The sequence below is a fragment of the Nocardia cyriacigeorgica GUH-2 genome (assembly GCF_000284035.1).
In the GTDB taxonomy this organism is placed as follows: Bacteria; Actinomycetota; Actinomycetes; order Mycobacteriales; family Mycobacteriaceae; genus Nocardia; species Nocardia cyriacigeorgica_B.
The window spans coordinates 4374396-4398411 of sequence record NC_016887.1; the positions used below are offsets into that span (position 1 = coordinate 4374396).

Here is a 24016-nt window from a genome sequence, read left to right on the forward strand (position 1 = left end):
GGTGGCTATTTCGCCGGCACCCGCTGGCCGAGCCAGTCCTTGACGAAGTCGAGCACCTCCGGCGCGATGGTGGTCTCGATCGAGGAGTATTCGCTGGGCAACCCGGTTCGGGCGGGCTGCATCAGGTGGTTGAGCCCGGGGAAGGTGTGCACGGTGGCGTCGGGGTTGCCTGCGAGCAGATCGCGCATGGGCTTCTCGTTCTGGCTCGGCAGCACCTGCAGATCCTTCTCGCCGAAGAACGCGAGCACCGGTATCCGCAGCGCCTCGAGCGCGGGCGCGGGGTCGTAGCGCATGAACGAGGTCATCGACGGGGTGAGCAGCGCGTCGATCTGCTCATCGGTCATCCGCTGGCCTTCCGGCAGCGTCTGGTTGTGCTCGCGCGCGACCTGACGGGCCTTGTCGAGATCGCCGGAACGCATCGCCGCGGCCAGGTCGGTGATGTAGGCGACCTGCGCGTCGGTCTCCTGCGGCGAGGCGCCGCTGGCGGCGAACAACGCGCGGTTCTGTTCGATCAGCACATCGCCGCCGGGGACGGCCGGTCCGGCCATCAGGATGGCGAAGGCGACGCCGCTGTCGGGTTTCGACGCGACCAGCGGCGCGAGATAGCCGCCCTCGCTGTGCCCGAACAGGCCGACCCGCGCGGGGTCGATGTCGTCGCGGCCGCGCAAATAGTCCACACCGGCGGCGGCATCGGCGGCGAGGTCGTCGTAGGTGGCCTGGTCGAGGTTGCCGCTGGTGCCGCCGACGCCGCGGTCATCGGCGCGCAGCACGGCGTATCCCGCACGGGTGAGCGTGTCCGCGATCAGCATAAACGGCTTGTGGCCGAACAGTTCTTCATTGCGGTCCTGCGGGCCGCTGCCGGTCAGCAACAGCACCGCCGGGAACGGGCCCGCGCCCTCGGGTTTGGTGAGCGTGCCCGCGATGGTGATGTCGCCGTTGGTGTAGGTGACGTCCTCGGCGACGTACGGGAACGGTGGTTTCGGTTCCTGCGGGCGGGCCGCGGCCGGGATCGCGCCGCGGTCCAGGACCAGCTTGAACGTCTCGCCCGACTGGGTGAAATCGCCGGTGATCTGCGCGGCGGCGGTATCGAGCCGGCCGCGGAAGGCAGGATCACCCGGGATGTCCGGAATCGTGAACTCCACCTGATCGGCTTTCGCGGTGACCCCGCTCAACGCGACGTCGGTGGCGCCCTGGGAGGGGATATCGATCGTTGCGCTGTCGACGGCGGTGAAGTTCACCCCGATCTCGAGCGGCTGACCCGGGACGTCGATCTTGCCATGCCATTCACCGAGCACCGGATTCTCGACGCTCGGCCCCGGATCGGAACCGGACCCGGAATCATCCGAGCAGCCGGCCACGAACATCGCGGCCACCACCGACAGCACCACCACCGCCACTCGTCGCGCACGCATGCCATCCACCGTACTGACCACGCACCCGATTTCGAGGCAGGTTGCGGGCGGTGTGCCGGTGACTCAGCCGAAGAACGCCTCCGCTTCCCGATACCGCTCGGCCGGAACCCGCTTGAGCTGCTTGGTCGCCTCCGACAGCGGCACCAGGCCGATCTCGGTGCCGCGCAGCGCGACCATCTGCCCGAAATGCCCGGCGTGCACGGCCTCGGCGGCGTGCAGGCCGAAGCGGGTGGCCAGCACCCGGTCGTACGGGGTGGGGCTGCCGCCGCGCTGCACGTGGCCGAGCACGGTGGTGCGGACCTCCTTGCCGATCCGGCGCTCGATCTCGACGCCCAACTGCTGGGCCACACCGGTGAACCGCTCGTGCCCGAACTCGTCGACGCCGCCCTCACGCAGGGTGAAGCCGGAATCGGGCGCGGGATGCGAGCCTTCGGCCACCACACAGATGAAATGCTTGTCGCCGCGCTGGAAACGGCGCTTGATCATCGCGCACACCTGCTGCACGTCGAAGGGAACCTCCGGCACCAGCGTCAGGTGCGCGCCCGCGGCCATGCCTGCGTGGATCGCGATCCAGCCCGCGTGCCGGCCCATGACCTCCACCAGCATGACCCGCTGATGCGATTCCGCGGTGGTGTGCAGCCGGTCGATCGCCTCGGTGGCGATGGCCAGCGCGGTGTCGTGGCCGAATGTGACGTCGGTGCAGTCGATGTCGTTATCGATGGTTTTGGGCACGCCGACGACGGGCACCCCTTCATCGGACAGCCAGCTGGCCGCGGTCAGGGTGCCCTCGCCGCCGATCGGAATGAGGGCCTCGATGCCGTTGTCGTCGAGGGTCTGCTGGATCCGGCCGAGCCCCTCGCGCAGCACGTCGGGATTGGTGCGCGCGGTGCCGAGCATGGTGCCGCCCTTGTTGAGCAGCCGGTCGGTCCGGTCGTCGTTCAGGATCTGGATCTTGCGATCTTCGAGTAGGCCGCGCCAGCCGTCCTGGAAGCCGACGATCGCGTCACCGTAACGCCCGTTCGCGGTGCGAACGACGGCGCGAATCACGGCATTCAGCCCTGGACAGTCTCCGCCTCCGGTCAAGACTCCGATGCGCATGGCCGCTATCTTGCCTCGCATCGAGGTTCGATGGAGCCCCGACCCCGTGAACGATGAGTAACAGTGACAGCACGACTCAGGCGGCGCACTGCCCGCCGCGGAGTTCGCCGAGATGCTGCGAAATCAGCGTGGCCATCTTGTTCAGCGTGGTCATCCCGTCGGAGAAGTTGCCCGACGCGGGCTGAGCGGCGAAAGCGACCGCGATCTGCCCGCCCGCCGCCGGGACCAGGCCGAATTGCCGCACCAGATAGGCGCCTTCGGGATCGGGACCCCAGCCGCCCTTGAAATCGGCGGCCTCGAAGACCGAGCCGAGCCCCCACTGGTGATTCGGAATGATCTGGCCCATCAGCGCGACGACGTCGGCCGACTGCGGCAGGCAGGGCAGCCGGGAAGCGAACTTCACCTGGTCGGCCAGCGCCCATTCGGCCTGACCGAAGGCCGAGAACTCCGCCCTGGCCTTGGTGGCCGGCACCGTGGTCACCGCGTCGCCGCCCTCACGCAGGACGGACTGCACCGCCTGGGCCGCTTCCTGCGGGGTGCCCAGCGACTGCCACAGCGCGTCGGCCGCGGAGTTGTCGGAGGCGGTGATGGCGGCGGTCGTCGAATACGACGGGCTGCCCTGGCTTTTGCGCAGCGCGGCGATGGCCAGCGGCACCTTCATCGTCGACCAGGCCGGGCCGGTGGTCCAATCGCCGAAGGTCACCAGGGTTTCCCCGCCGACCGGCATGATCGCCAGGCCGAGGCGGCCCTGCTGGCTCTTGCTCAGATCGGCCATATCGGCGGCCAGCGTTCCGGGAACGGTGATCGACAGCCCCTCGTGCTCGGCCTTGGCCGCGGCCTCGGTGACGCTGGGCATCGCCGGGGTCTCGGGCTCGGACTCGCTGCCGCATGACACCACCAATAGCGCCGTCAGCGCGGCGACCAGCACAGCCGCCTGCTGTCGGATCTTCGGGAAGCGCCCCGCTTGTTCAGTTGACATGTTTCGACACATTCTGGTTGCGATCTCCCCCCGGTCTCGGTGTCCGTGCAGCATCCGGAAACCGTACTTGTTCGGCGCCCGGTCCGCCTCTTGCGTCGCTGCGGCAACGGCCCGGGGCGCCTGAGAATACCCGATGGCGCGCGGCCGAACCCGGTTACGCACAACCGATCTCGTCACCGCTTGTGCTGGACATTCGACCGAGTTCGCCGTGACCTCAGTACACGTAGACCACGGCGTTGTCCCCGCCGGTGCAAGTGACCAGCCGATCCTGTTCGGAGCAGTTCATGGTGTAGGTCCGGCCGGTGACGGGGCTGGCGGCGACGACCGACGCGGGCGCGCTGCCCCGTCCGCCACCGGCCGCCGCGGCGTAGGCCTTGCGGACTTCCTCGGCGAATTCGCAGCTGGTCACCTCGGTGCCGGCCGCGGCATTGGCGAAGGCGACCTGCGCCGGCGGGCCACACGGACGGGCGCCCGGTGGCAACGCGATCGGCGTCGGCTTGGCGGAGGTGGTCGAGGTCCTGGCCGGTCCGGTGGCGCCACCGGTGCGGGCGGCCGCGGAGGTCGGCGCGGCGGCGGTGGTCCGGGCGGCGGTCGGCTCCGTGTCGTCGGAGCCGAACATCTGCAGGCCGACCACGGCGCCGATGGCGATGACCGCGACCACCAGCACACCGATCACGATGGGCAGTACGACCGAACGGCGGCGGCCCTGGGTGGCGTACGGGTCGCGCGCGTACGGGTCCTGGGCGTACGGATCGGGCTGATAGCCGGGCGATCCGGCCGGCGGGTAGCCGGCAGGTGGGTAGCCGCCCTGGTCGGCGGCGTAGTCCTCGCCGTACCCGCCGGCGCGTGGATCGGGAGCGCCGTATCCGGCGGGTTCACCGTAAGACGGGGGCGCGCCGTACCCCGCGGGCTGGGGGTAGCCCGGTGAGGAGCCGTAGCCGGGAGCCGGGTCTACCGGCGCGCCGTAGATGCGGGTTTCTTGATCGGCGGGATAACCGCCCGCGGGTCCGTCGGCAGGAGCTCGATCGTCGTCGGGGCGTCCGCCGAACCCCCCGGCGCCGTAGAAGCGGGTCTGCTGGTCGGCCGGATAGCCGCCACGCTCGTGATCGGCCGGTGGCCCGCCCGGGCCAGGATGGTGTGCGGTCGGCGCGGACTCGGCACTGCCGTAGACGCGCGTGGTCTCGCTCGGCGGATACGGTGCATCGCCGCCGGAGCCGCTGTCGCCCGGGCCGGTCCCGTACTGGTCGCCGGTGGATGCCGCGGCTGCCAGTCCACCGAGCAGCGTGGGCGCGGCCGGGCTCGCGTAATCGGCCGCATCCGGTCGCGCGGCCGGGTCGACCGCGGGATGCAGCTGCGCTCCCTCGTACAGATGCGCGTCCGGGAAGGGGCGTACCTGCGGCACCGGGCCCGTTCCCGGCGCCACCGCGATCTCCTGGGTCGGCAGGGTGAACTGGGTTTCGGTCGGGCTGACCTCGGTCGGCCCGCTCGGCCGGATGACCGGCAACGACACCTCGCCGGTGGACTCCGGGGCCACCGCACTCATCTCACCGGTCCGCGCCGGATCCGGTGGACGGACCACCAGCCGGGCGAAACCGCCGGTCGCGGGCGCAGATCCGGCGGCGGGCGCACCGGCAGCCGCGGGCAGGGCGGTCCGGGCGGCGCGGGCGAGTTCGGCGGCGGTCTCGTACCGCTCGGCCGGATCCTTGGCCATACCGCGCGCGATCACCGCGTCCAGCGCGGCGGGCACACCCGGCCGCTGCACACTCGGGCGCGGCGGCGGTTCGGCCAGGTGCGAACGGATCAGCACGCTCATGCTGGCCGCGGGGAACGGCGAGGCGCCGGTGAGGCATTCGTGCAGGACACAGGCCAGCGAGTAGATATCGGCGCGGCCGGTCACCGGGCCGATGTCGAATCGTTCCGGCGCCATATAGGTGTAGGAGCCGATGGCGACGCCGACCATGGTGATCGCGCTGTCGCCCTCGGTGTGCGCGATTCCGAAATCGGCGAGATAGGCGAAGCCGGCCTCGGTGACCAGGATGTTGGCGGGTTTGACGTCGCGGTGCACCAGCCCGTCGGCGTGCGCGGCGTCGAGGGCCGCGGCGATCTGCTCGATGATCGATACCGCGCGGTGCGGGCTCAGCGCGCCGCTGGTCTGCAGGATGGTGCGCAGGTCCGAGCCCGGCACCAGGCGCATGTCGATGAACAGTCTGCCGTCGATCACGCCCCAGTCGTGGATGGGGATGATGTGCGGTTCGGCCAGCCGCGCCGCCGCCTGCGATTCGCGCCGGAACCGGACCTGATACTCCGGATCCTGGGCCAGCTCGTCGGAGAGCAGCTTGAGCGCGACTACCCGGTCCTTGACCGTGTCGTAGGCCTCGTAGACCTCACCCATACCCCCCTTGCCCAGCAACGACCGCAACTCGTACGGCCCGAACCGTTTTCCCACGTCGGACCCAGGTGCCACCACCGGCCTCAATCCTCCACTCCCGGGCGGTGGTCGCGCTGCCCGCGACCGTGCGGTCTGGGACGTCGAACCTGCCCGTCAGACAGTGGATTGTCCTGGTGAGACCACCCCGTGGTCAAACGCGAACACGATCGCGGCGGCGCGATCGCGCAGATCGAGCTTGCCGAATATGTGCCCGACATGGCTTTTCACGGTGACCTCGGAGATGCCTAGTTCACGCGCGATTTCGGAGTTGACCCGGCCGCGGCCGATGAGCTCGAGCACCTCGTACTCGCGGGCAGTCAGCTCGGCCAGCCGGGCATCGGTCGGTGTCGCCGGGCGCACCGTGCGGTAGGCCGACAGCACCCGCCCGGTCACCGCGGGGTCGAGCCAGGCACCACCGGCGGCGACGGTGCGCACCGCGCGGATGAGGTCTTCGGCCGGGGAATCCTTGAGAATGAATCCGGCCGCTCCGGCCCGCAGCGCGCCGGAGAGCAGTTGATCGTCGTCGAAGGTGGTCAGCACCAGCACCGGGGGTGCGTCGGCGCGCATGCGCACCAGCCGGGTGGCCTCGATGCCGCCGACCCGTTTCATCCGCAGGTCCATCAGGATGACGTCGGGCGGTTCTGCCGAGATGGCGGGTACCACCTCGTCGCCGTCGGCGCATTCGGTGAGGACGAAACCGTCGCGGCGGCGCAGGATCCTGCGCAGTCCGCCGCGCACCAACTCCTGGTCGTCGACCACCAGTACCGCGGTCGTGGTCTCCGTTGCCGCAGTAGTCACGCGTTCTCCTGTCTGATCGGCGCCGAAGGGCCGAAGGCCACATCGTGTCCGCGTGGACCCTTCGACGTCAGGGTGACCGGCAGCCCGGCCGTCAGCCATCCGCACAGCATCGTGTTGCGTGGCGGGGTATGCGGGAATCGCACCTGGACCGACCAGCCCTTACCGTCGGGTCCGGCGGTCATGCGGCCGCCGAGCAGTTCGGCCCGCTGCCGCATCCCCGTCAGGCCCATGCCGGTTCCGAGAGTCAGCGAGCCCGCGGGCAGGGTGTTGGCGACCAGCAGACTGACCGTCGCCGTGTCGACCGCGACCCGGAATCGCACGTCGGCGCCGGGCGCGTGCTTGGCGATATTGGCCAGCGATTCCTGGCCGATGCGGTAGAGCGCGAGCCCCACGGCGGCGGAGACCGCATCGAGGTCGCCGCTGATCTCGGCGTCGATGGACAGCCCGGCGCGGGCGAAATCGTCGACCAGGGCCGCGATGTCCTCGGCGCTGGGTTCGGCCAGGTGTTTCGACGGACCGTCGAGCAGGCCGACGGTTCGCCGGATGTCGGCCATGGCCTGGCGGCCCAGGCGTTCGGCGTCGGTGAGGGCGTCGACGGCCTCGTCGACATCGCGGTCGGTTTGCAGCGAATGCCGGGCGGCGGTGAGATGCAGCAGGGTGACGCTGAGCGAATGCGCGATGACGTCGTGCACCTCGCGGGCGATGCGCCTGCGTTCCTCGGCGGCTGCCTGGGCCGCGCGAATGCCCTGGTATTCGCGTTCCTGATAGAGGAATCGGCGCTGCGATTGCAGCATCACGCCGACCATCCAGCCGAGCACCACTCCCAGCGCGTACATCGGCATGCCCTCGAAGGGCACCGAACCATCGCGCCAGGGCAGCTTGCCGACACTGTCGAACGCGACGAGCATGCCGATCGAGACCACCACGAACGGCACGCTCACCCGTTTGCTGGAGATAGCCGCGACCTCGCCGGCCGCGACGACCAGCACGAACGGTGCGAAATCGGTGCCGACCGGCTGCACGAGATACAGCGCGGTCGCTGTCAGCGAGGTGAGCATGAGCTGCGCCGGTGTGGGGACCACGCCGAGGAAGGCGAACAACGGCAGCGAGACGAACAGCACCACCAAGGCCAGCAACGGCAGCGGCGACGGGAAGTACTCGTGCCGTTGGATGGTGGCGGCGATGCCGGTGAGCGGGAACGCCAGGTCGGCGATGAGGACCACGGCGGGTGGGTAATCGAATGGCAGCTCGTCGAGATTGCGCCGGAACACCGCCCGCGGATGGCGCACGAAAGCCACGATCCGGTCGCGGACCCGCCCGCTCTGCCGGAACGGCGCCACCGGGCCGACCAACCCCGGCTCGGGTGTGACGCTGCTCGCACTCATCCTGTCAGGATATTCGCCCGGCCGGTCCGGGCACATCGTCCCGGAAACGGGCCACGCCTCCACCCACGGTAGGAGAAGGATTCGCGTCCCTGGCACGACGACAACGCGGCCCAGGCGTTTGTAGCGTGAGTTCCACCCACTCGAGTGGCCGTTGATCCCACCGAAACCGAAGGCCCAGCTCACGAAAGGCCAGAAGCCATGACCTGGGAAGACCAGCACACCCGCATCGACATCATGCACACCGTGCTCGCCCGCGCCGCGATCGACCCGCATCGCCCGGATCTGTTCGACGGCCTGCCCGATCTCGGCCGTCTGTTCGGCGGGCCGGACGGCCTGCTCATGGCGCTGCGCAACAGGTGGAACGTGCACCTGGAGGCGAAGCTGGACGAGGCCTATGAGCAGGGCAGGCCATCGCTCGAGGCCTACCTGGAACTGTGCGCCGAGCAGCCCGAATTGCACGCCCTGCTCGAGGGGAGCGATCGACGCCACCCGAGCGCGTCCGAGGCGCTGGCACGGTAGCGTCGCACCGGCCGGTCCCGGAGGTGCGTGCCGAACACGTGCCCGGCCAAGGAAATACACGCTAGAGAGAGGGCGGGGAACGCGATGACGCAACCAGCCGTGCTGGAACTGTCGAACGTCAACAAGGAGTATCTGGTCGGCGATCAAGTGGTACGCGCCCTCGACGGGATCAGCTTGAGCATCGCGGCGGGCGAGTTCACCTCGATCATCGGCCCGTCCGGCTCGGGCAAGAGCACCCTGCTGCATCTGCTCGGCGCGCTCGACAGCCCCGACTCGGGGTCGATCCGATTCCAGGGCGAGGAGATCGGCAGCCTGGACGAGGAGCGGCAGTCCGAATTCCGCAGGCACCGCGTCGGTTTCGTATTCCAGTTCTTCAACCTGCTGCCCACGCTGTCGGCGTGGGAGAACGTCGCCATCCCGAAGCTGCTCGACGGCACCGGATTACGCAAGGCCAAACCGCGCGCCCTGGAACTGCTGGAACGCGTCGGGCTGGCCGAGCGGGCCGAGCACCGGCCCGCCGAATTGTCCGGCGGGCAGATGCAGCGCGTGGCGGTGGCGCGGTCGCTGATCATGGATCCGCCGCTCATCCTGGCCGACGAGCCCACCGGCAACCTCGATTCCAAAACCGGCGCCTCGATCCTCGAATTGCTCGGCGAGGTCGCCGGATCCGGCAACTCGGTGGTGATGGTGACCCACGATATGGGCGCGGTCCGCTACTGCGACCGGGTGATCACCCTGCGCGACGGCAAGATCGGCTCCGACGAGCGCGCCGAGCGGACGGTCAACGCATGATCCGCGCCGCCTGGGATCGGCTACGGCTGTTCAATATCGGTGAGCTATCAGCCCACCGTGGTCGCACCATGATGTCGCTGACGGTGATGGGTGTCTCGGCCGGCCTCCTGGTGTCGGTGCTCAGCATCTCCGGTTCGGTCACCGGATCGGTCGACCGGCTCACCCGCGGCCTCGGCGGCGACGCGGTCCTCGAGGTCACCGGCGTCACCGACGCGGGCTTCGAACAGTCGCTACTGGCCTCGATCGCCACCACACCCGGGGTCGAACGCGCGGTGCCGATGTTGCGGACCCAGGTCGGCGGCGGCGAGGATCGCGCGCTGCTGATCGGCGCCGACGCCTCCATCGCCGCCCTCGGCAGTGAACTGGCCGGGCCGATGAGCGCCCAGGCCACGAAACTGCTCTCGGTACCGAACGGGGTGCTGGTCGGAGACGGACTCGGCCGCGCCGAAGGCGAGCAGTTCCAGCTGGGCGAGGCCACCGTCACCGTGGCAGGCGTCCTCGACGCCGAGACCTCGGACCAACTCAACTCCGGCCACATCGTGGTCGCGCCGCTACCGCTGGCGCAGAAGATCACCGATCGGGCCGGGCGATTGGATTCGGTGCAGATTCTCGCCGCACCGGGCACCGAGGTCGACACCCTGCGCGCGGCACTGACCGACGCCGTCGGCGGGCGCGCGGTGGTCGCCGATCCGGGATTGCGCACCGCGCAGGCCGGCGGCGCCATCATGATCGTGCGGTATTCCACGCTGATGGCCTCGGCGGCGGCGCTGATCGTGTCGGCATTCCTCATCTACAACGCGATGAGCATGGCAGTGGCCCAGCGCAGGCCCACCCTGTCGTTGCTGCGCGCGATCGGCGGCAAACGCGGGCCGATGGTGCGCGATCTGCTGGTCGAGGCCGCCCTGCTCGGATTGTTCGGTGGCGCGGTCGGCGCCGTGGTCGGCATGTTCATGGGCCGGGTCTCGATCGAACAATTGCCCGCCGCGATCGTGCAATCGGTCGAGGCCCGCACCGAATACATGGTGCCCGGCTACGCGGTGCCGGTCGCGATCGCCGCATGCGTGGTGGCCAGTGTCGCGGCCGCGGCGATCGCCGCCCGGCAGGTGTACAAGGTGCAGCCGATCGAGGCGCTGGTCCCGATCGGGGTCGGGCGCGGCGATACCGCGAGCCCGGTGCTCCGGTGGGCCGCCGCCGTCCTGGGGGTGGGTCTGGCCGTCGCGGCGGTCGTCATCGCGCGCACCGACCTCGGGCGCTACTCGCTGGCCGCGATCTCGCTGTCGTTCGCCGCGTCCGTCGCGCTGTGTTTCGCCGCTACCGGGCCCATCGTGCGGGGCTCGGCGGTGGTGGCACGCTGGTTCGGCGCACCGGGCGCATTGGGCGCGACGACGCTCGAGCGGGCGCCGCGCCGGGTGTGGGCGACGATGATGACGGTGATGATCGGCGTCGCGGCCACCGTCGCGATGGGCGGGGCGTCGAGCAATATGGTCGATTCGGCGACCGCCTCGTTCGACGACCTCGGCGATACCGACCTGTATGTGAGTCCGGTGTCGATGGAACAGTTCCCGACCGGACCGCTGCTACCGGAAGGTCTGGTGGACAAGATCGCCGCCCTCCCCGAGGTGGAGGATGCACGTGCCGGGCAGATGGCATTCGCGACCCTGGGCACCGGACGGGTGATGTTGCAGGGGTATCCCTCCGACGTCGTCACCGTTGTGCAGAGTTCGATCACCCCGGCCAGTGCCGAGCAGATGGGTTCCGGCGCGGGTGTGGTGCTCTCCCGTGATGTGTCGCGTTCACTCGGTGCCGAGGTGGGCGACGAATTGACGCTGCCCACCCCGACCGGCGATCACACGGTGCGGGTGGTACAGGTGATCCCGTACTTCTCGGTGATCTCCGGCATTGTCGTGATGGATATTTCGCGGCTGCACGAGTGGTATCAGCGGCCCGGTGAAACGATCATCGGCATCGACCTGAAGCCGGGCGTGGACGCCACGGCGGCCAAGGCCAAGATCCGCGAGCTGGCGGGGCCGGAGCTGAGTATCCAGACCGGAGCCGAAGCGGTGGACGCGATTTCGGCGAGCCTGCGCCAAGGCACCTCGATGAGCAATGCCATTCTTTGGATCGTGGTGCTGGTGGCGACGGTGGCGCTGCTGAACACGCTGATGCTGTCGGTGCTGGACCGGCGCCGCGAACTCGGTGTGCTGCGGGCCATGGGCACCGGACGCAAGTTCCTGCTGCGCTCGGTGCTGGCCGAAGCGGCGGGCATCGGCATCACCGGCGCCGCCATCGGTTTGGTGGTGGGTGTGGTGGTGCAGTATCTGTCCACCACCGCCATCGGCCACGCCATGACCATCGACATCGTGTGGCAGCCCAGCCCGCTGCTGCTGGTCTACGGCACGATCGCGCTGCTGCTGGCCTTGCTCGGCTCGATCCCGCCCGCGCTGCGGGCGGCCCGGATGCCGATCGTGGAGGCGCTGGCCGTCGACTGACGAGACCGTCTCCGACGATGCGACGACAGCGGCCCGGTGCGCACTTGCTGCGCACCGGGCCGTTCGCTGTGTATAGCCCCGCGGTAGGCCGGATTACAGCGGCGCGTCATCACAGCGGTGCGTCGGCCCACCATTGCAGGACGGCGTTCTCCGAGGACAACCTGCCGAATTCGTCGGCGATCGGGCCCGCATAACCCACGCTGATCAAGGCATTCGACCGAATCGGATCCGTGCCGCCGAAGCCGACCACCAGGTGGGTGGTGGTAAGCGGGCCGGGCGGAACGGGTTCGATCCAGTGATAGGCGGTGTACGGTGCGCCGCTCTTGACGCCGGTGCTACGAGAATTCGGCGGGAGCTCGCCGAGCACCGCGCGCGCGTCGTCGGCGTCCTCGTACACGACGATCGTGTAGCTCATATGCGAGTCGGACTCCACGCTACGACGGCACTCCCACACCGCCTCCCACGGACGCGACGCCAACGCCGGGTCCTCGATCCGCACCGGATCGTCCGGCTCATAGACGGTGCACTCGGCACCCTGATAGCCCGCGCCGCTGTCGGCCGTCCCCTGCGGCAACAGACTGGGGAAGACGCGCCGGCTGCGCTCGGCCGGATCCTCCTGCGGGACGATGTCTTTCGCCGGGGTGAACGTCGACGCCGGTCCTTTCGACGCGCCGCTCTCCTCACCGTCATCGCCACCCACCACGATCACCACAACCGCGAGCACCAGCAACACCACGAGCAGTCCGACGATCGTGAACACGGCGATGAGCACCGGGCTGGTACCGCGCTTGCCCGGAACACGATGCCCCGGATCGTGATTCGGGCCGTACGGCGGCGCACCCGCCCCGAACCCCGGCCCACCATTGTGCGGCTGCGGTTGCTGTCCACCGTGCGCAGCCGCCATCGCCGGCGCACCGGTTGCACTATCGGCCGGAGCGGGCTGTGCGGGTTCACCTTTGAGCAGAAGCGACGATCCACCCTGGGTGCCCGCGTATGCGGTCACCGTCGTCGGATGTTCACTACCGTTATCGGTCGCATCACCAGCGTCTCCAGGTTCACCCGAACGCCCCGATTCGCCTGAGTGTCCGGATTCGCCCGGGTGCCCCGGTCCGTTCGCGTGCCCGGGTCCGCCCGAACCCCCCGGTTCGCCCGAGTGCCCCGGTCCACCCGGAAGCCCCGACCCGCCAGAACGCCCGGAATCGCCCGAAAGCCCCGGCCCACCCAAAGACCCCGACCCGCCAGAACGCCCGGAATCGCCCGAAAGCCCCGGTTCGTCCGAACGCGCGGGTTCGCCGTAATGCTCCGAGCCCCGCGCTGCGTCGTCCTCCCCTGCGCCACCGGGATCACTGGAATTGCCGGCCCCATTCGCCGCACCTGGAGCGTCCGCGCTCCTTGCACCATCCGCCCCGGCTTGCTGCGCCACGGATCCGGAGGGCGATGCGAAATCTGCCGGCGCCCCGCTACCCGACGGCGGACCAGACTGTTGCCCAACACTTTCCGCAATTCGACCGATACCGTCCTGCGGCCCAGGCACCCTGGTCGCCGCAAACGGCATCCCACCCTGCTGCCCGGCCGCTGAAGCCAAGCCCGAAGGCTGCTCGGACATCCCCTGCACCGGCGACCCGATCGGCTGCGCCGCAGCACCACCCTGCCCGTCCACACTCGGATACGCAGGCTGCCCGCCAGGTTGAGCCAGCGACCCCGCGGGACCGCCCTGAGCAGCCTGCTCGCCAGGCACACCCTGCTGCCCGGGATACCCGGAGTCCACACCAGGCTGAGCCGGTCGCCCCGCCGATCCGTCTGCCGAAGCAGCCTGCCCGCCGGCCACACCCTGCTGCCCCGGATACGCAGGCTGAGCCGCTGGCACGGCCGAACCAGCTGCCTGCGCGGCTTGCTCGGACATCACCTGCTGCGCCGAATACGCGAACTGCCCGCCAGGCTGAGCCGACGACCCCGCCGAACCACCCGGAGCAGCCTGCTCGCCGGCCACACCATGCTGCCCCGGATACGCAGGCTGCCCGCCAGGCTGAACCGGTGGCAGAGCCGAACCGCCCGCCGGGACAGCCTGTTCGGGCATCCCCTGCTGCGCCGGATACGCGGGCTGCACAACCGGCGCCGGTGGCACGGCCGGCGGATACTGCTGCATCGGCGCCCCTGCCATCGGCGGTGCGGGCGGATACCCCGCGACGGGCGGCGGCCCAACGTAGGCCGGGGGTGCGCTGCGGGCCGGTACCGGCTGATACCCGGGGTTGCTCAGCGCGTGCCGGGCGGCTGCGGCGAACTCGGCGCAGGTGCTGAAGCGGTGCGTCGGGTGCTTGGCCATGGCGACGGCGAGGACGGCGTCCAGCGATAGGGGCAGTCCGCGGCGTTTCACCGCGAGTGGGGGTGCGGATAGTTGCAGGTTGCCGTGGATGATGTCGGCCGGGTTCGGGGAGTCGAACGGGGCCATGCCGGTGAGCAGCCAGTACAGGGTGCAGGCCAGCGAGTATTGGTCGGAGCGGCCGTCGAGTTCGGAGCCGGTCATCTGTTCGGGCGAGGCGAAGGCCAGGGTCGCGGTGAACATGCCCTGCTGGGTGAGCTGGGTGGTCTGCGCGCGCAGCCGGGCCAGGCCGAAGTCGGTGAGGAAGACGCGTTCGCCGTGGCCGGCGCTCGACCGGGCCAGCAAGATGTTGGCGGGCTTCACATCCCGGTGCAGCACGCCGATACCGTGCGCGTAGTCGAGGGCGTCGGCCACGCCTTCGATGATCTGCACGGCGCGTTCGGGTGGCAGGGTCAGCGCGGTCACCGACGACGCGTCGGCGCCGTCGATGTACTGCATGCTGATCCACTGCTGATCGGCTTCGGTGCCGCGGTCGTAGACGGCGACGATGCTCGGGTGGTCGAGCTGGGCGGCCAGGTCGGCCTCGCGTTCGAACCGCGCGCGCACCGAGGCGTCGGCGAACAGATCCCGGTTCAGCAGTTTGAGCGCGGTCTGCTTGTCCAGCCGGGGATGACGGGCCAGGTACACCGATCCCATGCCCCCTTGGCCGAGCAGTCGCTCGATGGTGAACCCGGCGAAAACGTCACCGCTGTTGAGCAACGCGACCCCCTTCCGGTGACAGACGGCTCCGTGAGCCTACCGGGCCGCACCCGGATCGCGGGCAACGCATCAACCAGGGGTGACGAGCCCGGATTCGTAGGCGAGTACCACCGCTTGGGCGCGGTCGCGCAGGTCCAGTTTGGCGAACACCTTCGACACGTGCGTCTTGACCGTCTGCTCGGCGACGAACAGCGCTTCGGCGATCTCGGTATTGGACATGCCCTTGGCGATCAGCTCCAGCACTTCCCGTTCACGCGGGGTCAGCGCGGCCAGCGCGGGCGCGGGTTTGGCGCGGGCGGCGGCGCGACGGCTGGTGACGTCGGCGATGAGGCGGCGGGTGACGGTCGGCGCGAGCAACGCCTGGCCGTCGGCGACCACCCGCACCGCGCGCACCAGTTCGTCCGCGGGTGCGTCTTTGAGCAGGAACCCGCTGGCGCCGATGCTCAGCGCCTCGTAGACGTAGTCGTCGATGTCGAAGGTGGTCAGCATGAGCACCCGCACCGGCGGATCGAACCCGGCCGCGAGGATGGCGCGGGCGGCGTCGAGACCGTTCATCTCGGGCATGCGCACATCCATCAGCACCACATCGGGTCGTAGCCGTTTGGCCTCGGCCACCGCGACCTTCCCGTCGGGCGCGTCGCCGATCACGCTGATATCGGGTTGGGCGGCGAGCAGGGCGCCGAAGCCCTGGCGCACCATCGCCTGGTCGTCGGCGATCAGAACCGTTATTGCCACGCGCCCACCCTAATTGCCTCCAGCCGACGGGAATGCCCGCGCGTCATCTCGAGTGGTGCGCCCGGGCCGAGCTGATTCGCCGACACACAGCTACCCGATGACCGAGCCGGCAAGATCCGTGCTCAGCCCACCGACTCGACGCTGGTGGAGTCCAGCGCGCCCACCGCCGGTCCGGGGCCGATCGGCAGCCGGGCGTGTACCTCGAAGCCGCCGTCCGCACGCGGGCTCGCGGTCAACTCCCCGCCCGCGGCCAGCGCCCGGGCCCGCATACCGGTGATGCCGTGTCCGCCGTTGCCGACCGGGCGGGCCGGCGTGGCTCCGGGGTCGTTGCTCACCACGATCTCCACATCGGCCGACACGGTGATCCGGACGTGGACGGCCGCGCCCGGCGCGTGCCGCGAGGCGTTGGACAGCGATTCCTGCACGATCCGGTACAGCGCGAGACCGGTGGTGTCCGATATGGCTGTCAGCGGTCCGTCGACGGTCCAGTCGATCGCGACGCCCGCGCGGCTCGCCCCGAGGAACAGTGACTCCACGTCGGCGGCGGTGGGCTGCGGCGCGTGTTCGGGTAGCTGGCCGTCGCTACGCAGCACCCCGAGCATGCCGCGGATCTCGTTGAGCGCCTCGCGCGCGGTGGACCCGATGGATTCGAATTCGGCGCGGGCCGCGGGAGTGACTCCTTCGACCCGGTACGGCGCGGTCTGGGCCTGCACCACCACCAGCGACATGTGGTGGGCCACCACATCGTGCAGGTCGCGCGCGATGCGCGCCTTCTCCTCCAGGATCGCCCGCTTCGCCCGTTCCAGCTCATTGGCCTCCTCCTGCTGGGTGAGCAGTTGGCGCGAGCGCACCAGCCACCGGATCAGCAGGGCGAACAGCACGATGGCACCGAAGGACAGCGGCCACGCCCACAGCGATTCGGCGAACCCGCTGTCGCCGGCCATGGTGGCGCCGAGCAGCAGCGAGGTCGCGCCCCAGACCACCGCAATCATCGGCACCGCCGCCCGCAGCGCCACCGCGAACACCAGCACATTCAGGGCGATGATGTGCACGACCTGGAACGGGATGTCGTTGCCCGGGGTGTGCGGGATCGCCAGCGCGATCAACAGCGCCGAACCTGCCGAGATGGCCCAGCCCAGCGGCGGGTTCAGCCGCACCAGCAGCACCGGGAAGGCGGCGAGCGCGGCGAGGAACGGCTGGACGGCGGCCGGGACCTCATGGGTGAGGTGCAGCGTCGGCCAGGCCACGGTGAACAGCACGGCCGCGGTCAGCACGGTGAACAGGTCGAACCACATCCGGGCGTTCAGCTGCCGCAGCCGGGCGCGGCGCCGGGCGGCGGGAGTGCTGAGGTCGGTGGTGGCGACAGTCGGGTCCGTCATAGCTACGACAGTAGGAACCCGGGGCCGCGCCGGCCTCATACCGGCGGGTGAATTCCGACCCCCTACCCAGGTCCTAGCCCGCGTCGGCGCTCCCCCGGCGGCACGGCAGCCGAACCGCTCCGCGGCGGGACGCCCGGGTAGATCGCCCATTCCTAGCGTCGATGATCATGAGCACACCGACCAGCGCCCGTCCCGGCGACCGCCCGTCGACACCGGCCGACCAGGCCCGTTCCGGACTCTCCCGGCGCCGCGGCCGCCTCGCCGCCTTGACCGCCGCCGCGCTGACGACCATGGCGGCCACCGTCATGCTGGCCCCCGCGACGCAGGCCGCGAGTCTCGCGCCCGTCCCGCAGGACGTCTCCGCCACCGCGGCGGTCACCGCGCTCACCTCCGGCGACACCGGCTCGGCCGCCGCGATCCCCGCTGATTTCGCCGAGGTGATGGGATACCGGCCGGCCGTGGTCGATGGGCTGCTGGTAAACCCGCACGGCGACTGCTCGTCCCCGGTGCCGCTGCCCGCCGAGTTCAACACCGCCTGCAAGGCCCACGACCTCGGCTACGACCTGCTGCGCTACGCCGACCGGCAGGGCGCACCGCTGGGTCCGTGGGCGCGGCAAGCGATCGACCGCACCCTCGGCGAGCGGATGGGCGCGGCCTGCGATACCCGGGCCGAGGCCTTCGCCCGGGGGCGCTGCCACGCCATGGCCGCCATCGCGGACACCGTCGTCGACCTGAACTCGCGCCGTCAGGGCTACGGCGTCCCGGTCGCCGAATCCTTCCTCGGCGCGGCCGCCGCCAACACTTCGGCGCAGCCCTGGTTGTTCGGTGGTGCCGCCATCGCCGCCACGGCCGTCACCGGTGCCGTGGTCCTCACCCGCGCACGTCGCGGCGTCGCGGGCCCGAGCCGACCGGCCTGGGCCGGCGCACCTGTCCCGGCGACCTGACGACAGCCGGCACCCAACCGTTCCCCGCCACCGATGCCCTTCCTTTCAGCACAGCAGAGGTTGACCGATGAGCGACTCCACGACCATCACCCCACGCGACCCCAGGACGACTGCGCCCGAAGCCACCGCCGCATGCGCCGGGCCGAGCACCGCGCGACCGGCATCAGAGAAGCAGCGCACCGACCGCTCCCTTCCGCACTCGTCTCGTCGACCGGCGACACCGGGCCGCCGGCCGACCACCGGGCCCAGCGACCCCGCGTCCCTGACCGCCGCGACGCCGGGCGCACCAGCGAACGCCACCGCCCTGCGTGTCCCGCACATCGGCACCACGCTCGCCATCGGCACCGCAGTACTGATCTCGCTCGCGCCCGGCCTGCTGCCGCGTACCCCGATGGCGCAGGCGGTACTGACCGGACTGCTGGTCGCGATCATGCTGGGTATCACGGGAATCGGGCGGTTCGTCCTGCGCAAGTGCGGCGTCACTAGGGAACGTCCGCGTTGGCGGATGCCCGTGCTCGGTGTGACGGCGCTATTGATCGTCGGCGCGGCATTCCACGCCGGCCACTGGCAGAACCGGCTGCGTGCCGCCATGGGAACCGAGGCGATCGGACCGGACTACTGGCTGTGGTGCACCCTCGGAGCGACGATGATCGCGGGTGTGCTCTACGCCCTGGCTCGCGGAATCGGCTGGGTGGTGCGCACTCTCGGCCGCACCCGCACCCTCGCGGTCGCCGTCGTGGCTTCGGCGGTGCTGGCACTCGTCGGCGTGCCCTCGATCGTCGACTGGCGACGCGGCTCCTACGCCACCGCCAATGCCACCATCGACCCCACGGTGCCGCGCCCGGTCTCGGCAACGCGTTCGGGCAGCGCCGATTCCGCGGTCAGCTGGCCGTCACTGGGCGCGGAGGGCCGGAAGTTCGTCTCCGGGACACCGCTCGGCCCGGTGCGGGTGTACGTCGGGCTCGAGTCGGCGCCCGATCTGGAATCCCGTGTCGCGCTGGCCGTTCAGGAGTTGGAGCGCTCCGGCGGATTGCGGCGCTCGCATGTGGTGATCGCGGTGCCGACGGGCTCAGGCTGGATCGACGCCAATGCGATCGAGGGCCTCGACGAGCGTTTCCACGGCGACGTCGCCCTGGTCGGCCTCCAGTACTCCTACGCACCGAGCTGGGCGACGTTCGTCTTCGGCCGCGAGGCCGCGGTGGAATCGGCGCGGGCGCTGTTCACCGCCGTCGAAGAGCGCATCGCCACCCTAGAGACGCCGCCGCACCTGCATGTCTACGGTCAGAGCCTCGGCGCACTCGGCGGCAGCGCGATCTTCGCCGACGCCGCCGAACAGGACCGCCGCACCTGCTCGGTGCTGTGGGCCGGGCCGCCCGCCGGCGCCGTGCACCGCGGCGGCGCCACCGTGCTGGCCAATACCTCCGACCCGGTCGTGCACTGGTCGCCGTCGTTGCTGTGGCGGGCCCCGGATCTGGACGGCGCGCGCGTGGACGCTCCGGTTCCGGGCTGGTTGCCGGTCGTCAGCTTCGTGCAGACCACCGCCGACCTGCTCGCCGCCCTCGACGCACCGCCCGGACACGGCCACCGCTACGGCGCGGATCAGGGCACCGCGCTGCCCGACTGCTGAGTCCGGGGGTTGACCCCGGTGTGAAACAGGTTCTAGTTTTGGGTGTGTTTGTCGTGGACGGAACAGTCGAGATAGCCGCACCCGCCGATGTCGTGTGGGGTGTGATCACCGGATTCGAGCGGTACGGCGAATGGAATCCCTTCGTCAGCGAATGCCGCTCCACCCTGGAGGTCGGCGCGCCGATCGACATGGTCGTCCATCTGACCGGCTCGAAGCCGCGGCGCCAGCGTGAATTCATCACCAGTCACACTCCCGGCGAGGAGTTCAGCTATTCGATGAAGCCGGTGCCGTTCGGCGCCCTGCACAGCCGCCGCACGCACACCGTCACCGCGCTGGGCCCCGACCGCACCCGCTACGAATCGCATTTCGAACTCGGCGGCTGGCTGAAGCCGATCGTCGAACTCGCGCTCGGTAAAGCCCTGCGGCGCGGATTCACCGGGATGACCGAAGGCGTTGCGCGGCAAGCCGAGAGCCTGCACGCGGCGTGATCGGGAAGTCCCGCACCGGCACCGGTGCGGGACTATCCGTACTCAGGCGATCGGCCCGCGGGCCGCTTCGTAGGCCGCACCCACTCGGTAGAGCCGGTCGTCGGCCAGCGCGGGCGCCATGATCTGCAGGCCGACCGGCATGCCGTCGTCCTTGCTCAACCCCGACGGCACCGACATCGCCGGATGCCCGGCCAGGTTGGTGGGCAGGGTGCACAGGTCCGACAGGTACATCGCCAGCGGATCGTCGACCTTCTCGCCCAGCTTCCACGGGGTGAACGGGCTGGTCGGCGAGACCAGCACGTCGACCTGCTGGTAGGCGGCGTCGAAATCGCGCGCGATCAGCGTGCGGACCTTGAGCGCCTGGCCGTAGTACTCGTCGTAGTACCCGGCCGACAGCGCGTAGGTGCCGATCATGATGCGGCGCTTGACCTCGGGGCCGAAACCGGCGGCACGGGTCGCGGCCATCACCTGTTCGGCGCTGTGCGTACCGTCGTCGTCGACGCGCAGGCCGTAGCGCATGGCGTCGAAGCGCGCCAGGTTCGACGACACCTCACTGGGCATGACCAGGTAGTACGACGACAGCGCGTACTCGAAGTGCGGGCAGGACACCTCGATCACCTCGGCGCCCAACTCCTTCAGCACCGCGACCGCGGCGTCGAAGGACTCCAGCACGCCGGGCTGGTAGCTGTCGGAATGCAGTTCCTTGACCACACCGACCTTCACCCCGCGCAGATCGCCGGTCGCACCGGCGTGCGCGGCGGCCACCACCGGCGGCACGGGCACATCGCGAGAGGTCGAATCGCGCGGGTCGTGGCCGGCGATCACCTCGTGCAGCAGCGCGGTATCGAGCACCGTGCGCCCGCACGGACCACCCTGATCCAGCGACGACGCGCAGGCGACCAGGCCGAAACGCGAGACGGTGCCGTAGGTGGGCTTGGTGCCGACGGTCGCGGTGACCGCGGCGGGCTGACGGATCGACCCACCGGTATCGGTGCCGATCGCCAGCGGCGCCTGATACGAGGCCAGCGCGGCGGCCGAACCACCGCCGGATCCGCCCGGGATGCGGGTGGTGTCCCATGGGTTCTTGGTCGGGCCGTACGCGGAGTTCTCGGTGGACGAACCCATCGCGAACTCATCCATATTCGTCTTGCCGAGAATCGGGATGCCCGCGTCGCGCAACTTCGTGGTCAGCGTGGCGTCGTACGGCGAGACCCAGCCCTCGAGGATCTTCGACGCGCAGGTGGTGGGCATATCGGTCGTGGTGAACACGTCCTTGAGCGCCAACGGAACTCCGGCCAGCGGCGAGGCCGGCGTCTGGCCCGCGTCCAGCGCGGTATCCACGGCCGCGGCCGCGGCCAGCGCCTGCTCACCGGCGACGTGCAGGAAGGCGTTGTACTCGCCGTCGACCTCCGCGATGCGGTCGAGGTGCGCCTGGGTGACCTGCGTGGAGGTGACCTCGCGGGAATGGATCTTGCTTGCCAGCTCCGACGCCGACAGCTGCGTCAACTCGCTCATTCCGCCTCCCCCAGGATCTGCGGCACCATGAACCGCTGCTCTTCGACCGCAGGCGCACCCGACAGGGCTTCGTTCGGTGTCAGGCCGGGCACCACCACATCCGGGCGGGTGACGTTGGTCGCCGGGTTCGGCGAGGCGGTGGCGGGGACGTCGGCGGCGGCGACCTCGGAGATGGTCCGCACGTGGCTGAGGATCGAATCCAGCTGACCGGCGAACTGATCCAGTTCGTCGTCGGTCAGGGCGAGCCTGGACAGCCGGGCGAGGTGGGCGACCTCGTCGCGGGAGATGGCGGGCACCGCGGACCCCTTTCGAAAGTTGCGCGTGGACGGGCTTGCGTTGCGTGTACGCACATCTACTACGCAATACGCAACAGCACGCATAGCCTAGCGACCGGCCCGCACCGCATCGCCGCTGCCCGGCACCCGACCGCGCACGGGACCGATCGACCCCACCATCGCCCTGCGGCCCGTCCACCCGCGGCCCGCGCTGCCACCGTGGCGCGTTTTCGAGGCCAGCCGCGATGTGCTGGGGTGCGCAGTGACCCGGCGAGGCCGATCAACGCCACGCCGTTCACGACTGGTTCATGTTCGATACACCTACGAGACATCGGGCAGACATGCTGAAATCACCGGAAACACCGGCGAACCGAGTGAGTTCCGGCAACTTTCGACTCGATAACCGGGGCTCGAGGGTGTAAGGATTGCCAGACCGGGTATACGTTCGCCAGGCTCGGCCACCAGGGAAAGGACAGCACGTGTCTTACCTGCTCCGCGTGCAACTTCCGGATCGTCCGGGAAGCCTCGGTGCACTCGCACTCGCACTCGGCTCCGTGGGCGCCGACATCCTCTCACTGGATGTCGTGGAACGCGGGGCAGGCTTCGCGGTCGACGATCTGGTCGTCGAGGTGTCACCGGGGGCATTGCCCGACACCTTGATCACCGCCGCAGAATCGATCAGCGATGTGCACGTCGATTCGATCCGGCCGTACTCCGGAGTGCTGGACACCCACCGCGAGCTCGAGCTGATCGACCAGGTCGCCAGCGCCCGCGACGACCGATTACAGGTGCTCGTCGACGGCGCGCCCCGGGTACTGCGCGTCGGCTGGAGCACCATCCTCGATCTCGGCCCGCAGGGCGCCTACCGCGTCGTCGGCAGCCAGAGTGCCCCGGAAACCCAGGCGTCCTCGGCCCCGTGGATGCCGTTGAACAAGCCCACCGTGCTCGATCCCGAGGCCGACTGGGTGCCCGAGATCTGGCGCGATATGGACACCAAACTCGCGGCCGCGCCGCTCGGTGATTCCAGCAAGGTGCTGCTGCTCGGGCGTCCGGGCGGGCCCGACTTCCGACCATCGGAGGTCGCGCGGCTGGGCTACCTCGCCGGCATCGTCGCGACGGTTCTGGGCTGATTCGCTCTGCCCGGCGGCGGCTCAGCCGGCCAGGGACAGGCGCAGCACAGTGAGCGGTTTGCCGTCCTCGGTGTGCCAATCCCGTTCGGGCACCGCGACGAAACCGAACCGGTCGTAGATGCGCCGGGCGTCGACCATCGGTGCCATGGTGGTCAGCACCACCGCCTCGAACTCCTGCGCCGAGGCCATCTCGATCACCGTCCGCACCAGCGTCGTCCCCACACCGAGCCCGCGCGCCCGCTTGCTGACGGCGAGCATGCGGAATTCCAGCTCACCCGCTCGGGCGATCTCCGCGTACGGCGTGCCGGGCCGGGCGACGGTCAACGAGCCGACCACCTGACTCTCGTGCATCGCCACCAGCACCTGCGCCGACGCCGCCCGCTGCTCGACATCGGCCAGTTCGTGCACGTACGGGTTGTCGGCCGGGACATAGCCCTCACCGACGTAGACCTCGACGGTCAGCTCCGATACCGCCGCGTACTCCGACGGCACGGCCTCCCGGACGATCAACTCGGCGTGCGCACCCATGCCCGCATCCTGCCATCGCCGGGCAGGGCGCTGCCCGGTCAGGCGCCGGGCATCCCCGCCGGACCTAGCTGTAGAGCTGCCATTTGTCCGGTTTGCCCGGCGGATAGGCGACGGTGAAGGTGTCGCCGATGGACGGCCAGTTGTTCACATCCCACGCGAACCGGCCGTAGACGACGGTGCCCTCGACCATCGGACCGGTGAGGTTGCCGGTGATGGTCACGTACTGCTCGCCGGTGAGGTCGTCGGGGCGCGGGCTCACCCCGGTGACGTAGAGCGTGCCCACCTCGGGCTCGGACAACCGGACACCGCGACGGCCGCGCAGGTACAGCGCGATCATCCCGGCCAGGGCGCCGATCATGATCACCAGCATCGCGAATTCCAGCATGAGCTCATGCTAGTGGCGGCCGCGCCGGCGG

Annotated in this window: 20 protein-coding genes; 7 read left to right on the forward strand and 13 right to left on the reverse strand. The window is 70.0% G+C overall.

Going from position 1 to position 24016, the window contains the following annotated elements:
* Window positions 1-5 precede the first annotated feature (5 nt).
* The 6 genes from NOCYR_RS19845 to NOCYR_RS19870 form a co-directional block, all read right to left on the reverse strand.
* Window positions 6-1412: an alpha/beta hydrolase family protein gene (locus NOCYR_RS19845; RefSeq protein WP_048833552.1), complete on the reverse strand. Its 1407-nt coding sequence runs from the start codon at window positions 1410-1412 to the stop codon at window positions 6-8.
* Window positions 1413-1475: 63 nt separating this feature from the next.
* Window positions 1476-2510: an ATP-dependent 6-phosphofructokinase gene (locus tag NOCYR_RS19850; RefSeq protein WP_036538507.1), complete on the reverse strand. Its 1035-nt coding sequence runs from the start codon at window positions 2508-2510 to the stop codon at window positions 1476-1478.
* A gap of 76 nt (window positions 2511-2586) precedes the next feature.
* Complete coding sequence (locus NOCYR_RS19855) at window positions 2587-3489, reverse strand: hypothetical protein (RefSeq protein WP_218582605.1); 903 nt, start codon at window positions 3487-3489, stop codon at window positions 2587-2589.
* Between the two features lie 214 nt (window positions 3490-3703).
* Window positions 3704-5956 (reverse strand): serine/threonine-protein kinase, encoded by a 2253-nt coding sequence (locus tag NOCYR_RS30825; protein WP_370010124.1) that lies wholly within the window; start codon window positions 5954-5956, stop codon window positions 3704-3706.
* A 75-nt stretch (window positions 5957-6031) separates the two neighbouring features.
* Window positions 6032-6715, reverse strand: a complete 684-nt coding sequence (locus NOCYR_RS19865; protein WP_014352190.1) for a response regulator — start codon at window positions 6713-6715, stop codon at window positions 6032-6034.
* Window positions 6712-8100, reverse strand: a complete 1389-nt coding sequence (locus tag NOCYR_RS19870) for a sensor histidine kinase (RefSeq protein WP_148280695.1) — start codon at window positions 8098-8100, stop codon at window positions 6712-6714. Before NOCYR_RS19870 ends, NOCYR_RS19865 begins: the two co-directional genes overlap by 4 nt.
* 198 nt (window positions 8101-8298) lie before the next feature.
* On the opposite strand from NOCYR_RS19870, the gene NOCYR_RS19875 reads away from it, so the two are divergent.
* The 3 genes from NOCYR_RS19875 (at window position 8299) to NOCYR_RS19885 (ending at window position 11900) form a co-directional block, all read left to right on the forward strand.
* A complete protein-coding gene (locus NOCYR_RS19875; RefSeq protein WP_014352192.1) occupies window positions 8299-8619 on the forward strand; it encodes a hypothetical protein in 321 nt (106 codons plus the stop codon).
* An 84-nt stretch (window positions 8620-8703) separates the two neighbouring features.
* Entirely contained in the window at window positions 8704-9411 is a 708-nt protein-coding gene (locus tag NOCYR_RS19880) for an ABC transporter ATP-binding protein (protein ID WP_014352193.1), read from the forward strand.
* Window positions 9408-11900 (forward strand): FtsX-like permease family protein, encoded by a 2493-nt coding sequence (locus NOCYR_RS19885; RefSeq protein ID WP_014352194.1) that lies wholly within the window; start codon window positions 9408-9410, stop codon window positions 11898-11900. Before NOCYR_RS19880 ends, NOCYR_RS19885 begins: the two co-directional genes overlap by 4 nt.
* A 109-nt stretch (window positions 11901-12009) precedes the next feature.
* Here the strand turns inward: NOCYR_RS19885 and NOCYR_RS30595 are convergent, their stop codons facing one another.
* From NOCYR_RS30595 to NOCYR_RS19900, 3 genes are all read right to left on the reverse strand, one after another.
* Entirely contained in the window at window positions 12010-14979 is a 2970-nt protein-coding gene (locus NOCYR_RS30595; protein WP_014352195.1) for a serine/threonine-protein kinase, read from the reverse strand.
* A gap of 69 nt (window positions 14980-15048) precedes the next feature.
* Complete coding sequence (locus NOCYR_RS19895) at window positions 15049-15714, reverse strand: response regulator (RefSeq protein ID WP_014352196.1); 666 nt, start codon at window positions 15712-15714, stop codon at window positions 15049-15051.
* A gap of 122 nt (window positions 15715-15836) precedes the next feature.
* Window positions 15837-17093, reverse strand: coding sequence for a sensor histidine kinase (locus tag NOCYR_RS19900; RefSeq protein ID WP_014352197.1), 1257 nt, complete (start codon window positions 17091-17093; stop codon window positions 15837-15839).
* Between the two features lie 161 nt (window positions 17094-17254).
* Here NOCYR_RS19900 and NOCYR_RS27970 point away from each other — a divergent pair, with 161 nt between their 5' ends.
* The 3 genes from NOCYR_RS27970 to NOCYR_RS19915 all read left to right on the forward strand — a co-directional run bounded on the left by NOCYR_RS27970 (window position 17255) and on the right by NOCYR_RS19915 (window position 20152).
* A complete protein-coding gene (locus tag NOCYR_RS27970; RefSeq protein ID WP_014352198.1) occupies window positions 17255-18037 on the forward strand; it encodes a hypothetical protein in 783 nt (260 codons plus the stop codon).
* A gap of 67 nt (window positions 18038-18104) precedes the next feature.
* The gene (locus tag NOCYR_RS19910; RefSeq protein WP_014352199.1) at window positions 18105-19664 is read left to right on the forward strand and encodes an alpha/beta-hydrolase family protein; all 1560 of its coding nucleotides are present in this window, start codon (window positions 18105-18107) and stop codon (window positions 19662-19664) included.
* A gap of 53 nt (window positions 19665-19717) precedes the next feature.
* Complete coding sequence (locus NOCYR_RS19915; RefSeq protein ID WP_231855968.1) at window positions 19718-20152, forward strand: SRPBCC domain-containing protein; 435 nt, start codon at window positions 19718-19720, stop codon at window positions 20150-20152.
* A gap of 42 nt (window positions 20153-20194) precedes the next feature.
* Here the strand turns inward: NOCYR_RS19915 and gatA are convergent, their stop codons facing one another.
* Both gatA and gatC read right to left on the reverse strand, forming a co-directional pair.
* A complete protein-coding gene (gene gatA / locus NOCYR_RS19920; protein ID WP_014352201.1) occupies window positions 20195-21667 on the reverse strand; it encodes an Asp-tRNA(Asn)/Glu-tRNA(Gln) amidotransferase subunit GatA in 1473 nt (490 codons plus the stop codon).
* Complete coding sequence (gatC, locus tag NOCYR_RS19925) at window positions 21664-21963, reverse strand: Asp-tRNA(Asn)/Glu-tRNA(Gln) amidotransferase subunit GatC (protein WP_014352202.1); 300 nt, start codon at window positions 21961-21963, stop codon at window positions 21664-21666. Before gatC ends, gatA begins: the two co-directional genes overlap by 4 nt.
* Before the next feature lie 458 nt (window positions 21964-22421).
* On the opposite strand from gatC, the gene NOCYR_RS19930 reads away from it, so the two are divergent.
* Window positions 22422-23072, forward strand: coding sequence for an amino acid-binding protein (locus NOCYR_RS19930; RefSeq protein ID WP_014352203.1), 651 nt, complete (start codon window positions 22422-22424; stop codon window positions 23070-23072).
* Window positions 23073-23093: 21 nt separating this feature from the next.
* Here NOCYR_RS19930 and NOCYR_RS19935 read toward each other — a convergent pair whose 3' ends face one another.
* Together NOCYR_RS19935 and NOCYR_RS19940 are read right to left on the reverse strand one after the other, a co-directional pair.
* On the reverse strand, window positions 23094-23600 hold the full coding sequence (locus NOCYR_RS19935) for a GNAT family N-acetyltransferase (RefSeq protein WP_014352204.1): 507 nt from the start codon (window positions 23598-23600) through the stop codon (window positions 23094-23096).
* A 64-nt stretch (window positions 23601-23664) separates the two neighbouring features.
* Window positions 23665-23985: a hypothetical protein gene (locus NOCYR_RS19940; RefSeq protein WP_014352205.1), complete on the reverse strand. Its 321-nt coding sequence runs from the start codon at window positions 23983-23985 to the stop codon at window positions 23665-23667.
* Window positions 23986-24016 lie beyond the last annotated feature (31 nt).

Excerpts from the sequence above, each read along its gene's own strand:
- NOCYR_RS27970 (WP_014352198.1), top strand. The coding sequence starts at position 17,255 with ATGATCATGAGCACACCGACCAGCGCCCGTCCCGGCGACCGCCCGTCG.
- NOCYR_RS19850 (WP_036538507.1), bottom strand. The coding sequence starts at position 2,510 with ATGCGCATCGGAGTCTTGACCGGAGGCGGAGACTGTCCAGGGCTGAAT.
- NOCYR_RS19880 (WP_014352193.1), top strand. The coding sequence starts at position 8,704 with ATGACGCAACCAGCCGTGCTGGAACTGTCGAACGTCAACAAGGAGTAT.
- NOCYR_RS19940 (WP_014352205.1), bottom strand. The coding sequence starts at position 23,985 with ATGCTGGAATTCGCGATGCTGGTGATCATGATCGGCGCCCTGGCCGGG.
- NOCYR_RS19885 (WP_014352194.1), top strand. The coding sequence starts at position 9,408 with ATGATCCGCGCCGCCTGGGATCGGCTACGGCTGTTCAATATCGGTGAG.
- gatA (WP_014352201.1), bottom strand. The coding sequence starts at position 21,667 with ATGAGCGAGTTGACGCAGCTGTCGGCGTCGGAGCTGGCAAGCAAGATC.
- NOCYR_RS19935 (WP_014352204.1), bottom strand. The coding sequence starts at position 23,600 with ATGGGTGCGCACGCCGAGTTGATCGTCCGGGAGGCCGTGCCGTCGGAG.
- NOCYR_RS19910 (WP_014352199.1), top strand. The coding sequence starts at position 18,105 with ATGAGCGACTCCACGACCATCACCCCACGCGACCCCAGGACGACTGCG.
- NOCYR_RS19855 (WP_218582605.1), bottom strand. The coding sequence starts at position 3,489 with ATGTCAACTGAACAAGCGGGGCGCTTCCCGAAGATCCGACAGCAGGCG.
- NOCYR_RS19845 (WP_048833552.1), bottom strand. The coding sequence starts at position 1,412 with ATGCGTGCGCGACGAGTGGCGGTGGTGGTGCTGTCGGTGGTGGCCGCG.
- NOCYR_RS19875 (WP_014352192.1), top strand. The coding sequence starts at position 8,299 with ATGACCTGGGAAGACCAGCACACCCGCATCGACATCATGCACACCGTG.
- NOCYR_RS19900 (WP_014352197.1), bottom strand. The coding sequence starts at position 17,093 with ATGACGGACCCGACTGTCGCCACCACCGACCTCAGCACTCCCGCCGCC.
- NOCYR_RS19870 (WP_148280695.1), bottom strand. The coding sequence starts at position 8,100 with ATGAGTGCGAGCAGCGTCACACCCGAGCCGGGGTTGGTCGGCCCGGTG.